This window comes from Micromonospora sp. NPDC093277 (assembly GCF_044765245.1).
Lineage (GTDB): Bacteria > Actinomycetota > Actinomycetes > Mycobacteriales > Micromonosporaceae > Micromonospora.
Genome location: NZ_JBIWJO010000020.1, coordinates 33,273 through 46,690 on the forward strand (window position 1 = coordinate 33,273; position 13,418 = coordinate 46,690).

Annotated in this window: 13 protein-coding genes; 9 read left to right on the forward strand and 4 right to left on the reverse strand. The window is 66.9% G+C overall.

The window, feature by feature from the left end; translation table 11 throughout:
• Positions 1–300 precede the first annotated feature (300 nt).
• On the reverse strand, positions 301–1,233 hold the full coding sequence (locus ACIRG9_RS29580; protein ID WP_402863098.1) for a GNAT family N-acetyltransferase: 933 nt from the start codon (positions 1,231–1,233) through the stop codon (positions 301–303).
• 862 nt (positions 1,234–2,095) lie between these two features.
• Here ACIRG9_RS29580 and ACIRG9_RS29585 point away from each other — a divergent pair.
• Both ACIRG9_RS29585 and ACIRG9_RS29590 read left to right on the forward strand, forming a co-directional pair.
• Positions 2,096–3,121 carry a hypothetical protein gene (locus ACIRG9_RS29585; protein ID WP_402863101.1) on the forward strand — a complete coding sequence of 342 codons (1,026 nt, stop codon included), beginning with the start codon at positions 2,096–2,098 and terminating at the stop codon, positions 3,119–3,121.
• A 293-nt stretch (positions 3,122–3,414) separates the two neighbouring features.
• On the forward strand, positions 3,415–4,119 hold the full coding sequence (locus ACIRG9_RS29590) for a hypothetical protein (protein WP_402863104.1): 705 nt from the start codon (positions 3,415–3,417) through the stop codon (positions 4,117–4,119).
• A 58-nt stretch (positions 4,120–4,177) separates the two neighbouring features.
• Here ACIRG9_RS29590 and ACIRG9_RS29595 read toward each other — a convergent pair whose 3' ends face one another.
• Genes ACIRG9_RS29595 through ACIRG9_RS29605 form a run of 3 tightly spaced genes read right to left on the reverse strand, consistent with a single transcriptional unit; the run spans position 4,178 to position 7,734 of the window.
• Positions 4,178–5,626: a HEPN domain-containing protein gene (locus ACIRG9_RS29595; RefSeq protein ID WP_402863107.1), complete on the reverse strand. Its 1,449-nt coding sequence runs from the start codon at positions 5,624–5,626 to the stop codon at positions 4,178–4,180.
• Between the two features lie 44 nt (positions 5,627–5,670).
• Entirely contained in the window at positions 5,671–6,564 is an 894-nt protein-coding gene (locus tag ACIRG9_RS29600; protein WP_402863109.1) for a hypothetical protein, read from the reverse strand.
• 18 nt (positions 6,565–6,582) lie between these two features.
• Positions 6,583–7,734 (reverse strand): hypothetical protein, encoded by a 1,152-nt coding sequence (locus ACIRG9_RS29605; protein ID WP_402863112.1) that lies wholly within the window; start codon positions 7,732–7,734, stop codon positions 6,583–6,585.
• An 843-nt stretch (positions 7,735–8,577) separates the two neighbouring features.
• Here ACIRG9_RS29605 and ACIRG9_RS29610 point away from each other — a divergent pair.
• From ACIRG9_RS29610 to ACIRG9_RS29640, 7 genes are all read left to right on the forward strand, one after another.
• Complete coding sequence (locus ACIRG9_RS29610) at positions 8,578–8,826, forward strand: DUF6284 family protein (protein WP_402863115.1); 249 nt, start codon at positions 8,578–8,580, stop codon at positions 8,824–8,826.
• 71 nt (positions 8,827–8,897) lie between these two features.
• Positions 8,898–9,041 (forward strand): hypothetical protein, encoded by a 144-nt coding sequence (locus ACIRG9_RS29615; RefSeq protein ID WP_402863118.1) that lies wholly within the window; start codon positions 8,898–8,900, stop codon positions 9,039–9,041.
• Positions 9,038–9,898: an ABC transporter permease gene (locus ACIRG9_RS29620; protein ID WP_402863121.1), complete on the forward strand. Its 861-nt coding sequence runs from the start codon at positions 9,038–9,040 to the stop codon at positions 9,896–9,898. The genes ACIRG9_RS29615 and ACIRG9_RS29620 overlap by 4 nt, the downstream gene beginning before the upstream one ends.
• A gap of 94 nt (positions 9,899–9,992) precedes the next feature.
• Positions 9,993–10,463: a DUF3307 domain-containing protein gene (locus ACIRG9_RS29625; protein WP_402863124.1), complete on the forward strand. Its 471-nt coding sequence runs from the start codon at positions 9,993–9,995 to the stop codon at positions 10,461–10,463.
• A gap of 82 nt (positions 10,464–10,545) precedes the next feature.
• Entirely contained in the window at positions 10,546–10,728 is a 183-nt protein-coding gene (locus ACIRG9_RS29630; RefSeq protein WP_402863127.1) for a hypothetical protein, read from the forward strand.
• 97 nt (positions 10,729–10,825) lie between these two features.
• On the forward strand, positions 10,826–11,050 hold the full coding sequence (locus ACIRG9_RS29635) for a hypothetical protein (protein WP_402863130.1): 225 nt from the start codon (positions 10,826–10,828) through the stop codon (positions 11,048–11,050).
• A gap of 106 nt (positions 11,051–11,156) precedes the next feature.
• Positions 11,157–13,331 carry a cell division protein FtsK gene (locus ACIRG9_RS29640; RefSeq protein WP_402863133.1) on the forward strand — a complete coding sequence of 725 codons (2,175 nt, stop codon included), beginning with the start codon at positions 11,157–11,159 and terminating at the stop codon, positions 13,329–13,331.
• Positions 13,332–13,418: the final 87 nt, after the last annotated feature.

Genomic DNA, 13,418 nt, shown 5'->3' on the forward strand with positions numbered 1-13,418 from the left:
AGAGCGCCGACACGCTTGGCGACCGCAGCACGCGGTGTAGGAAGCGTGGAGCTGTACGGACGGCTGTGTGACCGGCCGACGTTGACCATCTGATCCGTAGCCTGGGCGAGGCGGTCCGAGCTCGTACGTTGCAGTGTTGGCACCCAGGGCCATGCACGGCAAGCGTCCGAAGACATCCGGATCGACTCCGTGCTGTTGCTGTCAGGCGTTGCTGTCAGACGCCTGACGATCTCTTCGTCGCGAACAGTCGTCGGTACTGTCAGCCGCTATCGACCGCTGTCGTCCGTTCGCGGTGATCGTCTAGGGCTGGACGTCGTTGGAAAGGTTGATCCGGATTTCCGTGTTGCGGTACCCGGCGCGACCGAAAGCGGCCGCCATAGGCGCGTTGCCCATGTCGGTGGTGGCGGTGATGCGCGACTCCCCGTTGGCCGCGTGGAGGCGGGTGATCTCGGCGAGCACTTCGTCCACGTAGCCGCGCCCGCGGAACTCCGGCACCACACCGAGATAGCCGACGTTCACGTTGTACGGGGTCGCGGAGGGAATCGCCATGCCCGCCACCTCGCCCTCGCGCGTGTAGGCGATCCGCCACCACTCCCGCTTGCCCGGCGCCCCGAGATAAAAGTCCATCTCTTCACGCGCGGTCGCGTCCACGCCCTTGGCGGCCAGGTTCGCACGAGTCTGGGCGTCCAGGCTGCCCCCGGCGATTCTCCTGAAAACCGCAAGGAACTCCTCGTCGGAGGCCTCGGCGAACCGCAGCCTGCCGGCCGCGGGGGGCACCCCGTCGGCGGATGCCCACTCGAACTGCAGCCGCTCCACCTCCCGGGTAAGGCCCGCCGCATGCGCCGCCGCCCGCCGCCACTTCACGGCCGCCGAGGTGGCCGGATCGTCGCGCCAACCACCGGCGACCTTGATCGCGTACTGCACTGGCACCGGGAACCCGGCCAGCGCGGCCCTGATCAGCTCGGCGGCGACGGCGGCACGGTCACCCACGGCAGGATCCACGTCGAGGCAGTCGAGCGCGACCGGATGCGGGCTGCCCTTCGGCCCCCACCACAATGCCCGTCCCACGACCTGACCGTCGCGCTCGGCGATCCATGTCCACTCCGGCCGGTACATGTCCTCGGCAAGTTCGGCCACGTAACGGTCGGCGGAGATCCACCCAACGGGCTCGGTCACGATCCACGAGGTCACGCGGTCGAGGTCTGCGGGCGCGGCAGCGCGGTAGTTGATCACGTGCCAAGGCTAGCGAAGCTCCGCACCATGATCCGCAGGGGCGTAGCAAGTGGAGTGCTGGCGACGGTAGAAGCGGATCTCCTCGTCGGGCAGTCGTAGACCGTCCAGCCTCCCCGGACGGGGCCAAGGTCGTTCGTCCGGGAGGGCGCTCCACCTTGTCCCCGTCCGGGGAGGCTGGTAGCCCTGGTGGTGCCCGGCGAGGTGATCCGTGGCGGCATCTCTGAGTAGGGTCGGGGTTCGGGGCGGAGCCCCGAGGTCTTCATGGTCCTGGTCGTCCCAAGTGCGGCCGGCCGGGCCGGCGCGGCCCGCTTGCGGGCCGCCTTGATGAGGTAAGAGAACAATTCGGCAAACAGTGGCTCCGGCCGTACTGCCTTGACCGGCGGTCAAGGAGCGCTACCGGACGGCGCACTTGACCGGCGTGGTCCCCGGCAAACCAGAAAGGCCGGCCCGATGTCTCGGACCAGCCTTCTGACCTGCTGTTTCACCTTGTCGGGACGGCCGGATTTGAACCGACGACCCCTTGACCCCCAGGACGCTTCGCCACACGTCTATGCACGTCGCACACGCTATCGCCAAGATCAAGCCGTGCAATCGACGGCATGCCGACCACTATCGCGCACACCGTGTGGTCCCCACCTGGTCCCCAGCCGCTGACAAGCCTGGCGACCGCAGCACGCGGTTCAGGCAGTGTGGACGCGGCCGGTAGTCGCGGGGTGTCGGCCTGGACTAGATGCAGACTCGCCCGACCAGCCATCCCCCTGTGGTCTCTGGGCGCTCCGGCTGGTCGGCGACCCACTCCACCTCCGCCCAGGCCCCTCCATGGGGCGGCTTTGGCTGGCCTCCACCAGCTACCCTCGTGCGCGTGAATCGACGTGATCAGGCACTCGCTCTCGCCGACGAACTGCTGGCGGACATTGAGCTTGGCAAGACGGACGCGCTGCAGATTGCACGGAAGGCATCCCGTCTCGCACGCATCCTCGATGACTTCGATGCCATGGAGTGGCTAGGTTACGAGGTAGCCGGCTACCCCATTGGGAGCTCGCTCGACAAATCAAGTTGGAGCGCCGCCAAGAAGTCCGGGCGTGTCACAAAGGACGAAGACGGGAAAGAAACCGCAACGATCACAACGTTGGGTGCTCTGGCGATGGATATCGAGGCGGGCATGGCGCAGATTTCTGCCGCCGCTGACCGCCCAGTGAGCATTTCTTCGGCGAATCCCAATCAGTACTTAGCGGTGCCTCGTGGGAATACGGCGGAACGTTCCGGCGTACGGAGCTACGTCGCGAAGTTGAAGGGCGTACACGATCGGGTCGTAGGGGCCATACATCAGTGGGCACTGGCGAGACACTATGAGCTTCGGTTCGGAGCTGCCGTTGAGTCTGCCTTCGCCGTCGTCAGATCACAAGTAGACGGAGACATCTCCCGGCTGGTGCCCGGTGCAGTGAAGGCGCTCTCCGCAGCCTTTGAAAATGCCGCTTCTGACAACCCTGAACAATGGGCCAACGCGGCGGCAGCATGCCGGCGCTTGATCAAGGCTGTAGCGGATGCATTGCGGCCACCCGGTCCGCCCGTCGGCAAGCGGGAAATGACGGATGAGAAATACATCAACCGCCTTGCAGACTGGATTCTCTCCCGCCCCGCAGTTGGAGAGACGCAGAGGGATGTAATTGTCTCCGATCTGGAATTCCTGGGTCGAAGGCTCGCGGCATTCACCGACGCGGGAAACAAGGGCGCCCACGCGGAAGTCACGAAGTTTGAGGCGTCCCGCTACATCACCGGAACTTACCTGCTCCTGGGCGACGTGCTTTCATTGCATTCGGAGGGTCCGGTAGCTGATTCCGAAGAGGCGGCGACGCCAGAAGAAGGCGAAAACGTAGGGATGAGCTAAAAGCTGATCTCCTCGTCGGGCAGTCGCAGACCGTCCAGCCTCCCCCGATGGGGACAAGGTGGAGCGCCCAACTGGACAACGACCTTGGCCCCGTCCGGGGAGGCTGGTAGCCCTTCGGGTGCCCGGCGAGAGGATCCGCGCCCGGCTGATCTGTGAGGAGGGCCGGGGTTCGGGTCGAAGCCCCGAGGTCTTCCTTGGACGCGGCCCGTACCGCTGCCATAGCGGCCTGAAGCCCCAGCAGTAGCTCATCCCCCTGAGGCGCGTTAGCCTTCTCCTGACTTCGGATTGATCGCTTGATCGAGCGCACGGAGGCGGCCTTGGCTGCGGAGTGGTGGGAACTAGCGATTCCAGCAGGTGCAACGCTTGGAGGCGTCGCGTTCACAGTGGCCGGGGCGATGGTCACTGGCGTGGTCCAACGGCGCCACGAACGGCGGTCTCGCTTCTTAGAGGACCGCCGCAATGCCTACATCAAGTTCAGGGCAATCGCGCGCGATCTCCGGCGCAAGGTAAAGAGAACAGAGGAAATACGCAAGGAGATTGAGGAAATAACAGACCGAATTGGACGAGAGCGCACTCGCGGCCGTGAAATTCAAGCCAATATAAAGATATTCGAGGAAGAGATAGCTGCTGCGGCACGGATGCTTGAAACCGAAAGCGGAGATGGTGGGGAGAGGAAGGATCAACTTGCATCTCGGTTGACCTCCTCCAGAGATGGTCTGGCAAAGGCGAAGGCGGAGCTTGAGCGGGAGAAGCACCAATCTCAAGTTCTAGATGAGGAGTTGGACCGACTGGCTGACGAGTTATCGGCTCTCGGCAGCGAGAGTCGCTCTTCACAACAGGATTTCGATGAGGCGGAGTCGATCGTGGCCTACTTGGGTACCAAGGAAACACGAGTGGCGGCGGCGACTTTATTGCGGATGATCGAAGCTGATGACTTAGAGTTCGCGCGAGTTGATGAGGCGTTCGCGCAAGCAGTACGTCGAGATCTTGGTGTTTAACTGGACCGGATCTCGGGGTAAGCGTCGGGCAGTCTCCACCTGCCGACCTCAGGGGAAGTCAATCCCGGGCGACTAACGAACCCGAAAACCAAGCTGGAAAGCTACGTTCCATTTGGGAGCGACGGCTTTCACGTTCCCCCCGATGGTCGAGTGCCTGCTGACAGTCAGCGTCGCTGAATCCTAGCTCCCGGAGCAGCACTAGTTCGGCTAGAAACTGAGCCGAACGGAGCATCGCAATCATTTCATGGACGGCCTTGCCATCCTCTGCTGCGGACAACACATGACCGATGCCGTCTCGCATTTTCCGCAACTCGCGCGTCCAAACCTCCTCGTCGCCGACAATCTCGACCATTCGATGGTCGGTCCGTTGTAGCAATTCCTTCACCCTGAAGGCATAGGATGGACGATGTGCCGTAGACACAATACCTGCCAACCAGTCCCGATGGTTCGGACACCCGCTCTCGATCGCGTCGAGTATCTCCTTGTTCCGCGCGCGAGTCTCGGTCGTCTTCCGTTCCAGTAGAGGATTTAGCCCTCGATGCAGCCCTTCAATAGCGGACGCAATCGTGAACATCTGTTGCTGCAAGTAGCCGGAACTCTTCGTCCGCAATGAGAAGATAAGGTCGCAAACATATGACAACTTCTCTTGCAGCGAAAACCAACGTGGCACAATTTCGCCAAAATCTACATTGGGGCCAAAGCCAGGGGTGTTCATGCCAAACCGCATGTGATGCCGGATCACAGGCTGTGATTCTAAAGTCTCAGCCCTAGGCCCTCGCACCTCATAGTGTCGGCCCGGCCATTTGTTCAGCCATTCGGCGGCGGGGTCATCGATTCCGATGTGAAGATTCAGGGCTTCGCATTGGACACCCGTAGCCAGGGTCAAAAGTTGCTCAAATGGACGAACGTAGCGATACGATATGTCGTCAAGCGAGTGACGCTCCGCCAACTTCAGTTCAATAGTCTCTTGGCTGGAAAGGCTGGCACCCGCCTTGGGGTCGAAGGTGGAACTCTTACTCTTCCAGAGATAAGCAGCACCCCCGGGTATCACGGCTTTGAGCTGAGGAACCTCCAACACCTCGATGGCCTCTGTTGGGGAATGCCTAACGCTGTAACCATTGCGATTGACCCACTGATCCAAGTTGGTCAGGCGGAAGGCTGCCCGGTCGAAACGGCGATCCTCTTCGGTTTCCAAGTGAGAATCACCGACTAGAACCGTACTCGCCACCACCACTCGGCGCGCCTGCCCGACACCACCGCGTTCCGTCGTAGACAAACTGATTTGCACATTATCTAGGAGGGTTAGATGAAACCCTCCACTGACACCATGGATGACTGCCGGTCGGTACGGGTCACCCCTCCCAAGGGCGCGCCAGTCATCAATTGTTTCGTGTAACTCCAGCTCGACACGCTCGCGGATATCGAGCTTCCCCCAAGACACCTTGCTGGGCTCATTCGGTATCCACCATTGGCCAACAAACGAGTTCTGCTGATCTGTACCCAACACGTGATCGACCGTATCTGATGCCCTCAAGCGAGCCAACCGACAAGTTAGCTCTGAGAGGGTATCGCCGAGGTGTCACCCGTCCCAGGTGTAGGCAGTTCAACGGCCATCGGGTGATATCGGTGGCAGCCATCCCCTACTCCCAAGAACTGGGCCAGCGAGGCGTCATCGTGGCGCTTGGTCCGTGGGTACCGGTCCCCGTGCGGGTCATCCAACTCGATGGACCGGACGTACCCGATGAGACCCGCCGGTCCGACCTTGTCGAGCAGGTCGAGGTATTCCGGCCAACCGTAGATCTCCATCTGGTCCACCGGCCGCGTAGCCCCATCCGAGAACGCAGCGGCCCGCCGCATCGCCTCAGCCGGATAGCTGGCGGTCCGCGCATACTGAGCTGCGGTCGGGTCAGCCGCCGCCACCCACCACCCATCGGGACGGTTGCGGGTCGCGGTCTGCCGCGCGACCAGCGCAGCCAGTGCGTCGGCGTGTTCGGGCGTACCGAACCGCATTCCCGCGACAGCGGCCGGCTCGGTGCCGCTGATTTCCTCAATGGACAGGTCGCATGTGACTTCCGGTCCGGTGTCGAGGTCGACCACCACGCTCACGTCGGACAGTGTCAGCGCGTCGACCCGCTCGCTCCCGATACGGAGAATGCCGACCGCCGCACAGGGTGTGCCCGGGTTGGTCAGGTCGCAGGTGTCAGCGTGCAGCGCAGCCACAGCGGCGATCCCCTCGGCCAAACCATCAGCCAGTGGTACGTCCGGCGAGGTGACCAGCGCGGCCATGGTTCGGACGCCGAGCTGGCGCGCGTACCATGCCACGCCGTGGTGGCAGCCACCGAATGGGATACCTGCCCCGTCCACGACCACCGCCAGGTCGGCAGAGGCGATCACGAAATCCTCGTTGGGGCGGCCGGGCGCGGCGTCGGTTGCGAGCGAGAACAACGGTGATGGCCTCTCTGGTCAGGGAACAGTGGTGAGCAGGTCACGCAGCTTTGCTACGGCCGGGAACGATGCCCAGGGGCGTAGTTGGCCGAGCAGATTCCGTAGGTCGTTAAGCGTGCGTGACGACCCGGTCGTGACCGCGATGGCGAAGGACTCTTCAGCGCACGCGCAGGCTTCCTCCGGGCTACCTGCGAGCACGTAGGCCTGAGCGAGGCGGGAGAGGTACTGGCCACGGTCGCGATGGTAGTCCGGTGGCAGCGTGTTGAGCACCGTGGTGAAGGCCGACACCGCGGCCGAGGCGCGGCCGAGTTCTAGGTGGCACTTGGCTCGGGAGATGGACAGGTACAGCCGCAGGTCGCAATACCGTCCGTCGGACGGGTCGCCTTCCAACGGCGTGCCTGCGCCGCCGTCGTCAAGCAGCGTCTCGGCCAGGTCTAGGGCACGGTCCGCTTCTCCCCCGTCACCGTGGACCGCGTACCCAAGGGCCTCTGTCTGAGCAGCGATGGCGCGTATCCGCAACGTTTCCGGCCCTCGGTCCCGTTGGGCGGCGCTGGCAAGCCGGGCGGCGTGGGCGCCGTTGCGAGCGCTGATGGCTTGAACGGCCCGGCGAGTCAGGACGAAGCCAGCCATCCGGTCGTCCTGGCCTGCCTCGGCCCACTCCAGCGCTCGTCGGTACCACGCGGTTGCCCCCTCCGCGTCACCCGCGTCTTGGTGAAGCCAGCCCGCAAACTCGGCGTACCCGGCGCCCACCCGCAACAGATCGTCCAACGGCTGGCCGGACGTTTCGCGCGCCATCTGCTCGATGGTGTCGGCGTGGGCCGTGATGGCCGGAAGCAGCGCGCGTGGGCCGAGCAGGTTGTCTGCCGTGTAGTGGTCGCGAAGCGAGCGGCGAAGGAACTGGAGCAGGTCCGGCGTCACTCGCCGGGGCGCGACGGTTCTCGGCGGCAGCACGGGGGCCGCTGACACCTCGGCCGGTGGCTCGGGGGCAGGCTGCGCAGGCTCTTGAAGGAATTGCGCGAACCGCGCCAGCGCGTCGCCGTCAGCGCGCTTCAACGCCACGTCAAGGAGCTGCTGCGTACGCATGGCCAGTTCCGCGTCCGGCTGCGACTCCCATTTCGTCACGCCCCGGGTGGACACGCCCAGGTGCGCGGCGAAGTCGTCGAACGTCATTCGCAGCGCCAACCGGAGTGCCCGTGCCCGCTGCCCCGTCCACGTGGCAACGACATGCATGCGCCCACCTCCCCCGCAGGCTTTGTTTCCGGGGAGTCTAGCGGCGTACATCAATCGGCGGTTGCCGTCCGAGTTCCATAGTCCTACATCGCCAGTGCCATGCAGTTCATGGGAAGTCGACGGCTACTCACGTTGACTAGAACCCATGGAAACGAACGGACGTCGCCAAGGGGACCGAGGCCATCACGGCAGGTTCAGACCTCGATCGAGCCCCGCCGGGGGCGGGAGGCCTGCCACTCGCGGACCGCAGCCGGCCGCCAAACCGGCGACCGACCAAACATGCGGTCAGGGGCGGGGGCCTGCCCTCTAGACACGTAGGCCGCCCAGGTAGCACGGCTTACCGGCGCTCCCGCCGCCTTCAGGAACGCCAGTACGTCGGCAGTCGTCCACCAGTCAGTCGGTAGCTCACCCGTCGTCTCAGACATCACCAGCGAGGGTACGCCACCCACCGCCCAACACGCTGTGTTGATCAAGTTTCATGCCTTGCGCGAATACAACGTCGCGCTGTAGCGTCCACTCAACGAATACAACGTCGGATTGTATTCGACCTGCTAGCCAGCCGGGCGGAAGCCGGGGAAGGCAGCGCCTCGCGGCGCTGCGCGCCGACGGACCACCGCGCACTCGTTCATTGACAACTACATCGGGCCGCACCTCCCACCGAAAAGGTCGCCCCGCACGGCACTGGTCGTGCATCTCACCCCCTAGTCATGGCGTCGGCGGCGCGGGCTGTCCTGGTCCGCGCCGCCGCGCTCCCCCACTTCATCGACTCTCCGGAGGTTTCCCGTGAGGAAGCGCCTTGCCCCCGTGATCCCCGAGCCGGCCGCCGCCGACCTGGCCGCGATCGACCGTGAGTGGCCGTTGATCGCGGCCGAGTTGGACCTGTTGGACGCCGAGATCACGATGCTCTACGCCGAGGACCACGGCGGTCCGACCGAGCTGGACTGGCGCAGGTTGCGCCGGGCCGAGGCTCGCGTAACCCGCGCCGCCGTCGACCTGGCCACCGACACCACCGACCCGCGCCGCGCCGCCTGATGGCGGGCCGCTACCCGATCCCCCGTCCGGCGGGGGACGACCCGCGCTTCACCTACGGATTCATCAGGGACGTGGCCGAGGTGCTGGCACACCACGGCTTCCCGGCGATGACCGGCGACGCCTACGACGGCCAAGGCTCGGACCTGGTTGACCTGCAACAGGCCCTGTTCGGCCTGATCTACGCCCCCTCTGACACCAAGGAGGAACTGTCGTGACTGCCCCCACCGTCAACGGCACCCGCTACCCGCAGCCCATCGAGGCCCTGTTGCCCGCCGCCCGCGATCTGGACCTGCCCGACGGCCAGACGTTCCCGTCACGCAACCGGCTCATGCGGGAGTTCCGCATCGGCGCGCCCAAGGCCGACGACCTGCTCGCCCGGCTCAAGGCCGAGCACGCCAAGCAGATCGAGGCCGAGCAGCTTCCCACCCCCCGCCTCGCCCGAGGCGCGATCCTTCCCGCCGACCCAGACACCGACCCCGCCGAGCCGGCCGTCACGGACCCGGACCCGCTGCCGGACGTACCCGAGTCCGAGCCGCCCGCCGCCGAGCCGGTGGAGATCACGCCGGCCGAGCCGGCCGAGCAGGTCACCACGGTCGGTCACCCGGACACGCCCACCCCGCCCACCCCGCCCGCGCCGGCCGAGCCGTCCCGCCCGGCGGTGGCGTGGCCGGTGGTGCTGCTGGCGCTGCCGGCGTTCGTGGCGATCTGGTCCGGGTGGGTCGGACTCGGCGGACTCACCGGGTTCGGCATCGTTCACCCGCTGCCCGGCATCGCCGACGGCTTCTCCATCAACTCGGCGATCACCCTGCCGGTCGGGGTCGAGACGTACGGCGCGTATGCCCTCTACGTGTGGCTGTCCGGCCGGGTGCCCGGTCCAGCCCGCCGGTTCGCCAAGTGGTCCGCCCTCGGCTCCCTCGCCGTCGGCGCACTCGGCCAGATCGCCTACCACCTCCTGGAAGCCGCCGGCGTGACCGCCGCCCCGTGGTGGATCACCACCGCCGTCGCCTGCCTGCCGGTCGCGGTGCTCGGCATGGGCGCCGCACTCGCGCACCTGGTCCGCACCCACGACTAGCCCCGCCCGGCAGCGCGGCCACCTGGCTACCAACCTGCGCCGCGCTGCCGGCCCACCCCCTCAGCACTCATCAGACCTCGGGGAGAGACCACCCATGTTCGCAGCAGACCCGACCGGCGTCCACGCCGGCACGTTCGCCGCTGTCTTCGCGGCCCTCTACGTCGCCCACCAAGTCGCCGACCACTGGGTACAGACCCAGTGGCAGGCCGACTGCAAGGGCCAGCCCGGATGGCTCGGCCGCGTCGCGTGCGCCGCGCACGTCGCCACCTACACCCTGACCGCGCTGGTCGCGCTGGCCGTCCTGATCCTGGCGACCGGTGTCCGGCTCGACCCGTGGGGCGTCGGGATCGGCCTGACGGTGTCGGCGGTGTCGCACTACATCGCCGACCGGCGCACCCCGCTGCGCCGTATCGCCGATGCGCTCGGCTCGGCCCGCTTCTACGCCCTCGGCACGCCCCGCCCCGGCCACGACGACAACCCCTCACTCGGCACCGGCGCCTACGCCCTCGACCAGTCCTGGCACGTCGGGTTCCTGTTCATCGCGGCCCTGTTCTGCGCGGTCTGACCGCCTCCATCGTCACCGGCTCATCGCCCGGTGGCGTTGGTGGCCGCCAGACCGACTGGTGGCACGCAGAAGGAGAGCCGAGATGGCTTGGACCAGCCGGAAGAACTACCAGGCGATGAACCACGCGTACGAGGCCCACAAGCAGGCCCGGGAGAAGGAAATTCAGGCAAGGCTCGACGGCCGCAGCAAGGAGGAAATCCGCCGGCTGGAGCGCGCATCTATCGACGCGGTCCGGGTGCTCAACGAGGCCATGCGCAAGCGCTGACCTGCGCCACTGACCGCCCCTGTCCGGCACCGGCCCATCGCCCGGTGCCGGGTGGAGGCAGCCAGACCCGCTGGCAGCCCGCACCGATGGAGGAACCGTGGCGATCTCGTCCTGTACCCAGTGCGGCAAGGGCTTCAAGAGCGTGTCGGTCGACAGCACCGGCACCCTCGCCGTCTGCGACGCCGGGCACTACAACTTCGACCCCACCACCGCCGACAACGCCGGCACCGTCACCACCGGCCGTATCAAGGCCACCGGCGCGTGCGCGATCGGCAACGGCGCGACCGCGATCGGCGGCCAGAACCGCAAGCACCGCCGCTGAACCTGGCACCTTCCCGTACCGGCGGCGCGGCACCTGGCGACCAACCTTCCGCCGCGCCGCCGGCCCTCACTCGACCCGCATTGGATCAGTTGGAGGAACCCTCATCATGACGTCCCCCCACGATGACGACCGTTTCGACTGGCACGCCGCCGAACGCGACCTGAACGACACCCCCGACGCGGAGGTGGTCGACCTGGACGCCGCCCGCGCCGCCCGCAACCCCGACCCGGACGACGATGGCGGGCCGGTGCTGGTCGACTCGCCCGAGGCGCAGCGGTCCCCGCGGTTCACCCTCGACGCCGCCCGCGCCGGCGAGCGCCGGCCGATCCTGCCCGCGTGGCTGCGCTCCCGTGACGAGTTGCGGGACACGACACGGTGGGCGGTCGGGCACCTGCTCCACACCAGCGGCTACCACGGCGCGCGGGTGCCGAAGTACGCCGGCAAGTTGGCGTTGCGTTCCCCTGCGGGGGCGTGGCGACTGGTGTCCGGGGCGACCCGGTGGGTGTTCGACTGGGAGGGTGAGCCGCTGCGGCAGTCCACCTCCCAAACCAAGGACGGGGAGCTGTACCTCAAGCTGTCCCGGCAGCGTGACCGCAGGGTGCGGTGGCGGGGCATCATCGCCACGTTCACCCTGTCCCTGTCCCTGGCTGGCGGGCTGGCGATGCTGTGGGCGCCCACGTGGGCGCAGTGGTTCGTACCGGCCCTCCTCGTAACGCTGTGCGGGCTGGCCGGTCAGCCGGCCGATAAGCCGCTGCTCGACACCGCCGTGGTCATCCCGAGGGTGGCCCGGCTCACCTCCGATGTGGTGGTGCGCGCCCTGGCCGTGCTGGGCATCTCCGGCATCACCCAGGCCATCGGCAAGCAGGGCAGCCGGGCGATCGCGTTCACGGCCCCGATCACCCGCGACGGCCCCGGCTGGCGAGCCGACATCGACCTGCCCCCCGGCGTCACGGCCGGGGACGTGATCGAGCGGCGTGACCGGCTCGCCGCCGGCCTCACCCGCCCTCTCGGCTGCGTCTGGCCCGAAGGGCAGCCGGAGGTGCACCCCGGCCGTCTGCTGCTGTGGGTGGGCGATCAGGACATGGCCGCGACCCCGGCGAAGCCGTGGCCGCTGCTCAAGGCCACGGGCGGGTTCGACCTGGGTCGGCCGGTGCCGTTCGGCACCGACCCGCGCGGTCGGGTCATCTCCATCGAGATGCCCTACACCAACCTGCTGATCGGGTCGATTCCCGGCTACGGCAAGACCGCCGCCACCCAGGTCCCCATGCTCGCCGCAGCGCTGGACCCGTACGCGGAGTTGTGGTGCTTCGACTTCAAGGGCACCGGCGGACTCGACCCGTTGGAGAAAGTCTCGGCGCGGTACGCGTCGGGGCAGGACGACGACACCGCCGAGCAGGGCCTGTTGGCGTTGCGGGAGCTGCGCAAGGAATGCCAGCGCCGCGCCGCCGTCATCAAGGGCCTACCCAAGACGGTCTGCCCCGACAACAAGGTCACCCCCGAACTCGCCCGCCGCCGCAAGTTGGGCCTTCACTGGTTGGTCGTCGCGCTGGACGAGGTGCAGGAGCTGTTCTCGCACGCGGAGTTCGGCAAGGAAGCCGGGGAACTGGCCGAGAAGGTCATCAAGCTGGGCCGCGCCCTCGGGGTCATCCTCGTGGTCGCCACGCAGCGGCCGGACGCCAAGAGCCTGCCGACCGGCGTGTCCGCGAACGCGGGGACGCGGTTCTGCCTGCGGGTCATGGGCCAGATCGAAAACGACATGATCCTCGGCACCTCCGCCTACAAGAACGGCATCCGGGCCACCATGTTCGCCAAGAAGGACAAGGGCGTCGGCTACCTCGTCGGCGCGGCCGACGACGCCCAGATCGTCCGCACGTTCTACGTTGACGGCCCGACCGCCGAGAAGATCACCGACCGGGCACGCGCCCTGCGAGAGCAGGCCGGCACGCTGACCGGGCACGCGGTCGGGCAGGCTCCGGCCACCCCGGCGGCGCGGCGGGACACGCTGCTGGACGACATTCTCGCCGTGGTCCCCGCGACCGAGGCGAAGGTGTGGGCCGAGACCCTGACCGAACGCCTCGCCGAGCTGAACCCGGAGGCGTACGGGGACCTGACCCGCGACCAACTCACGGCCGCGCTGAAGCCGTACGGGATCACCACGGGGCAGGTGTGGGGCACCGACCCGACGACCGGCAAGGGCGCCAACCGGCGCGGCGTCGACCGGGCCGACATCGCCAACACGGTGGCGGAGCGTAACAAGCGGCGCGGGGACAAAGCCGCCTAACCCGGACAGTGATCGGGTGCTAGGTCTAGCGGCACCCCCTGCTAGACCTAGCACCCCCGCTAGCAACCCATCCGATACCTGGCCAGC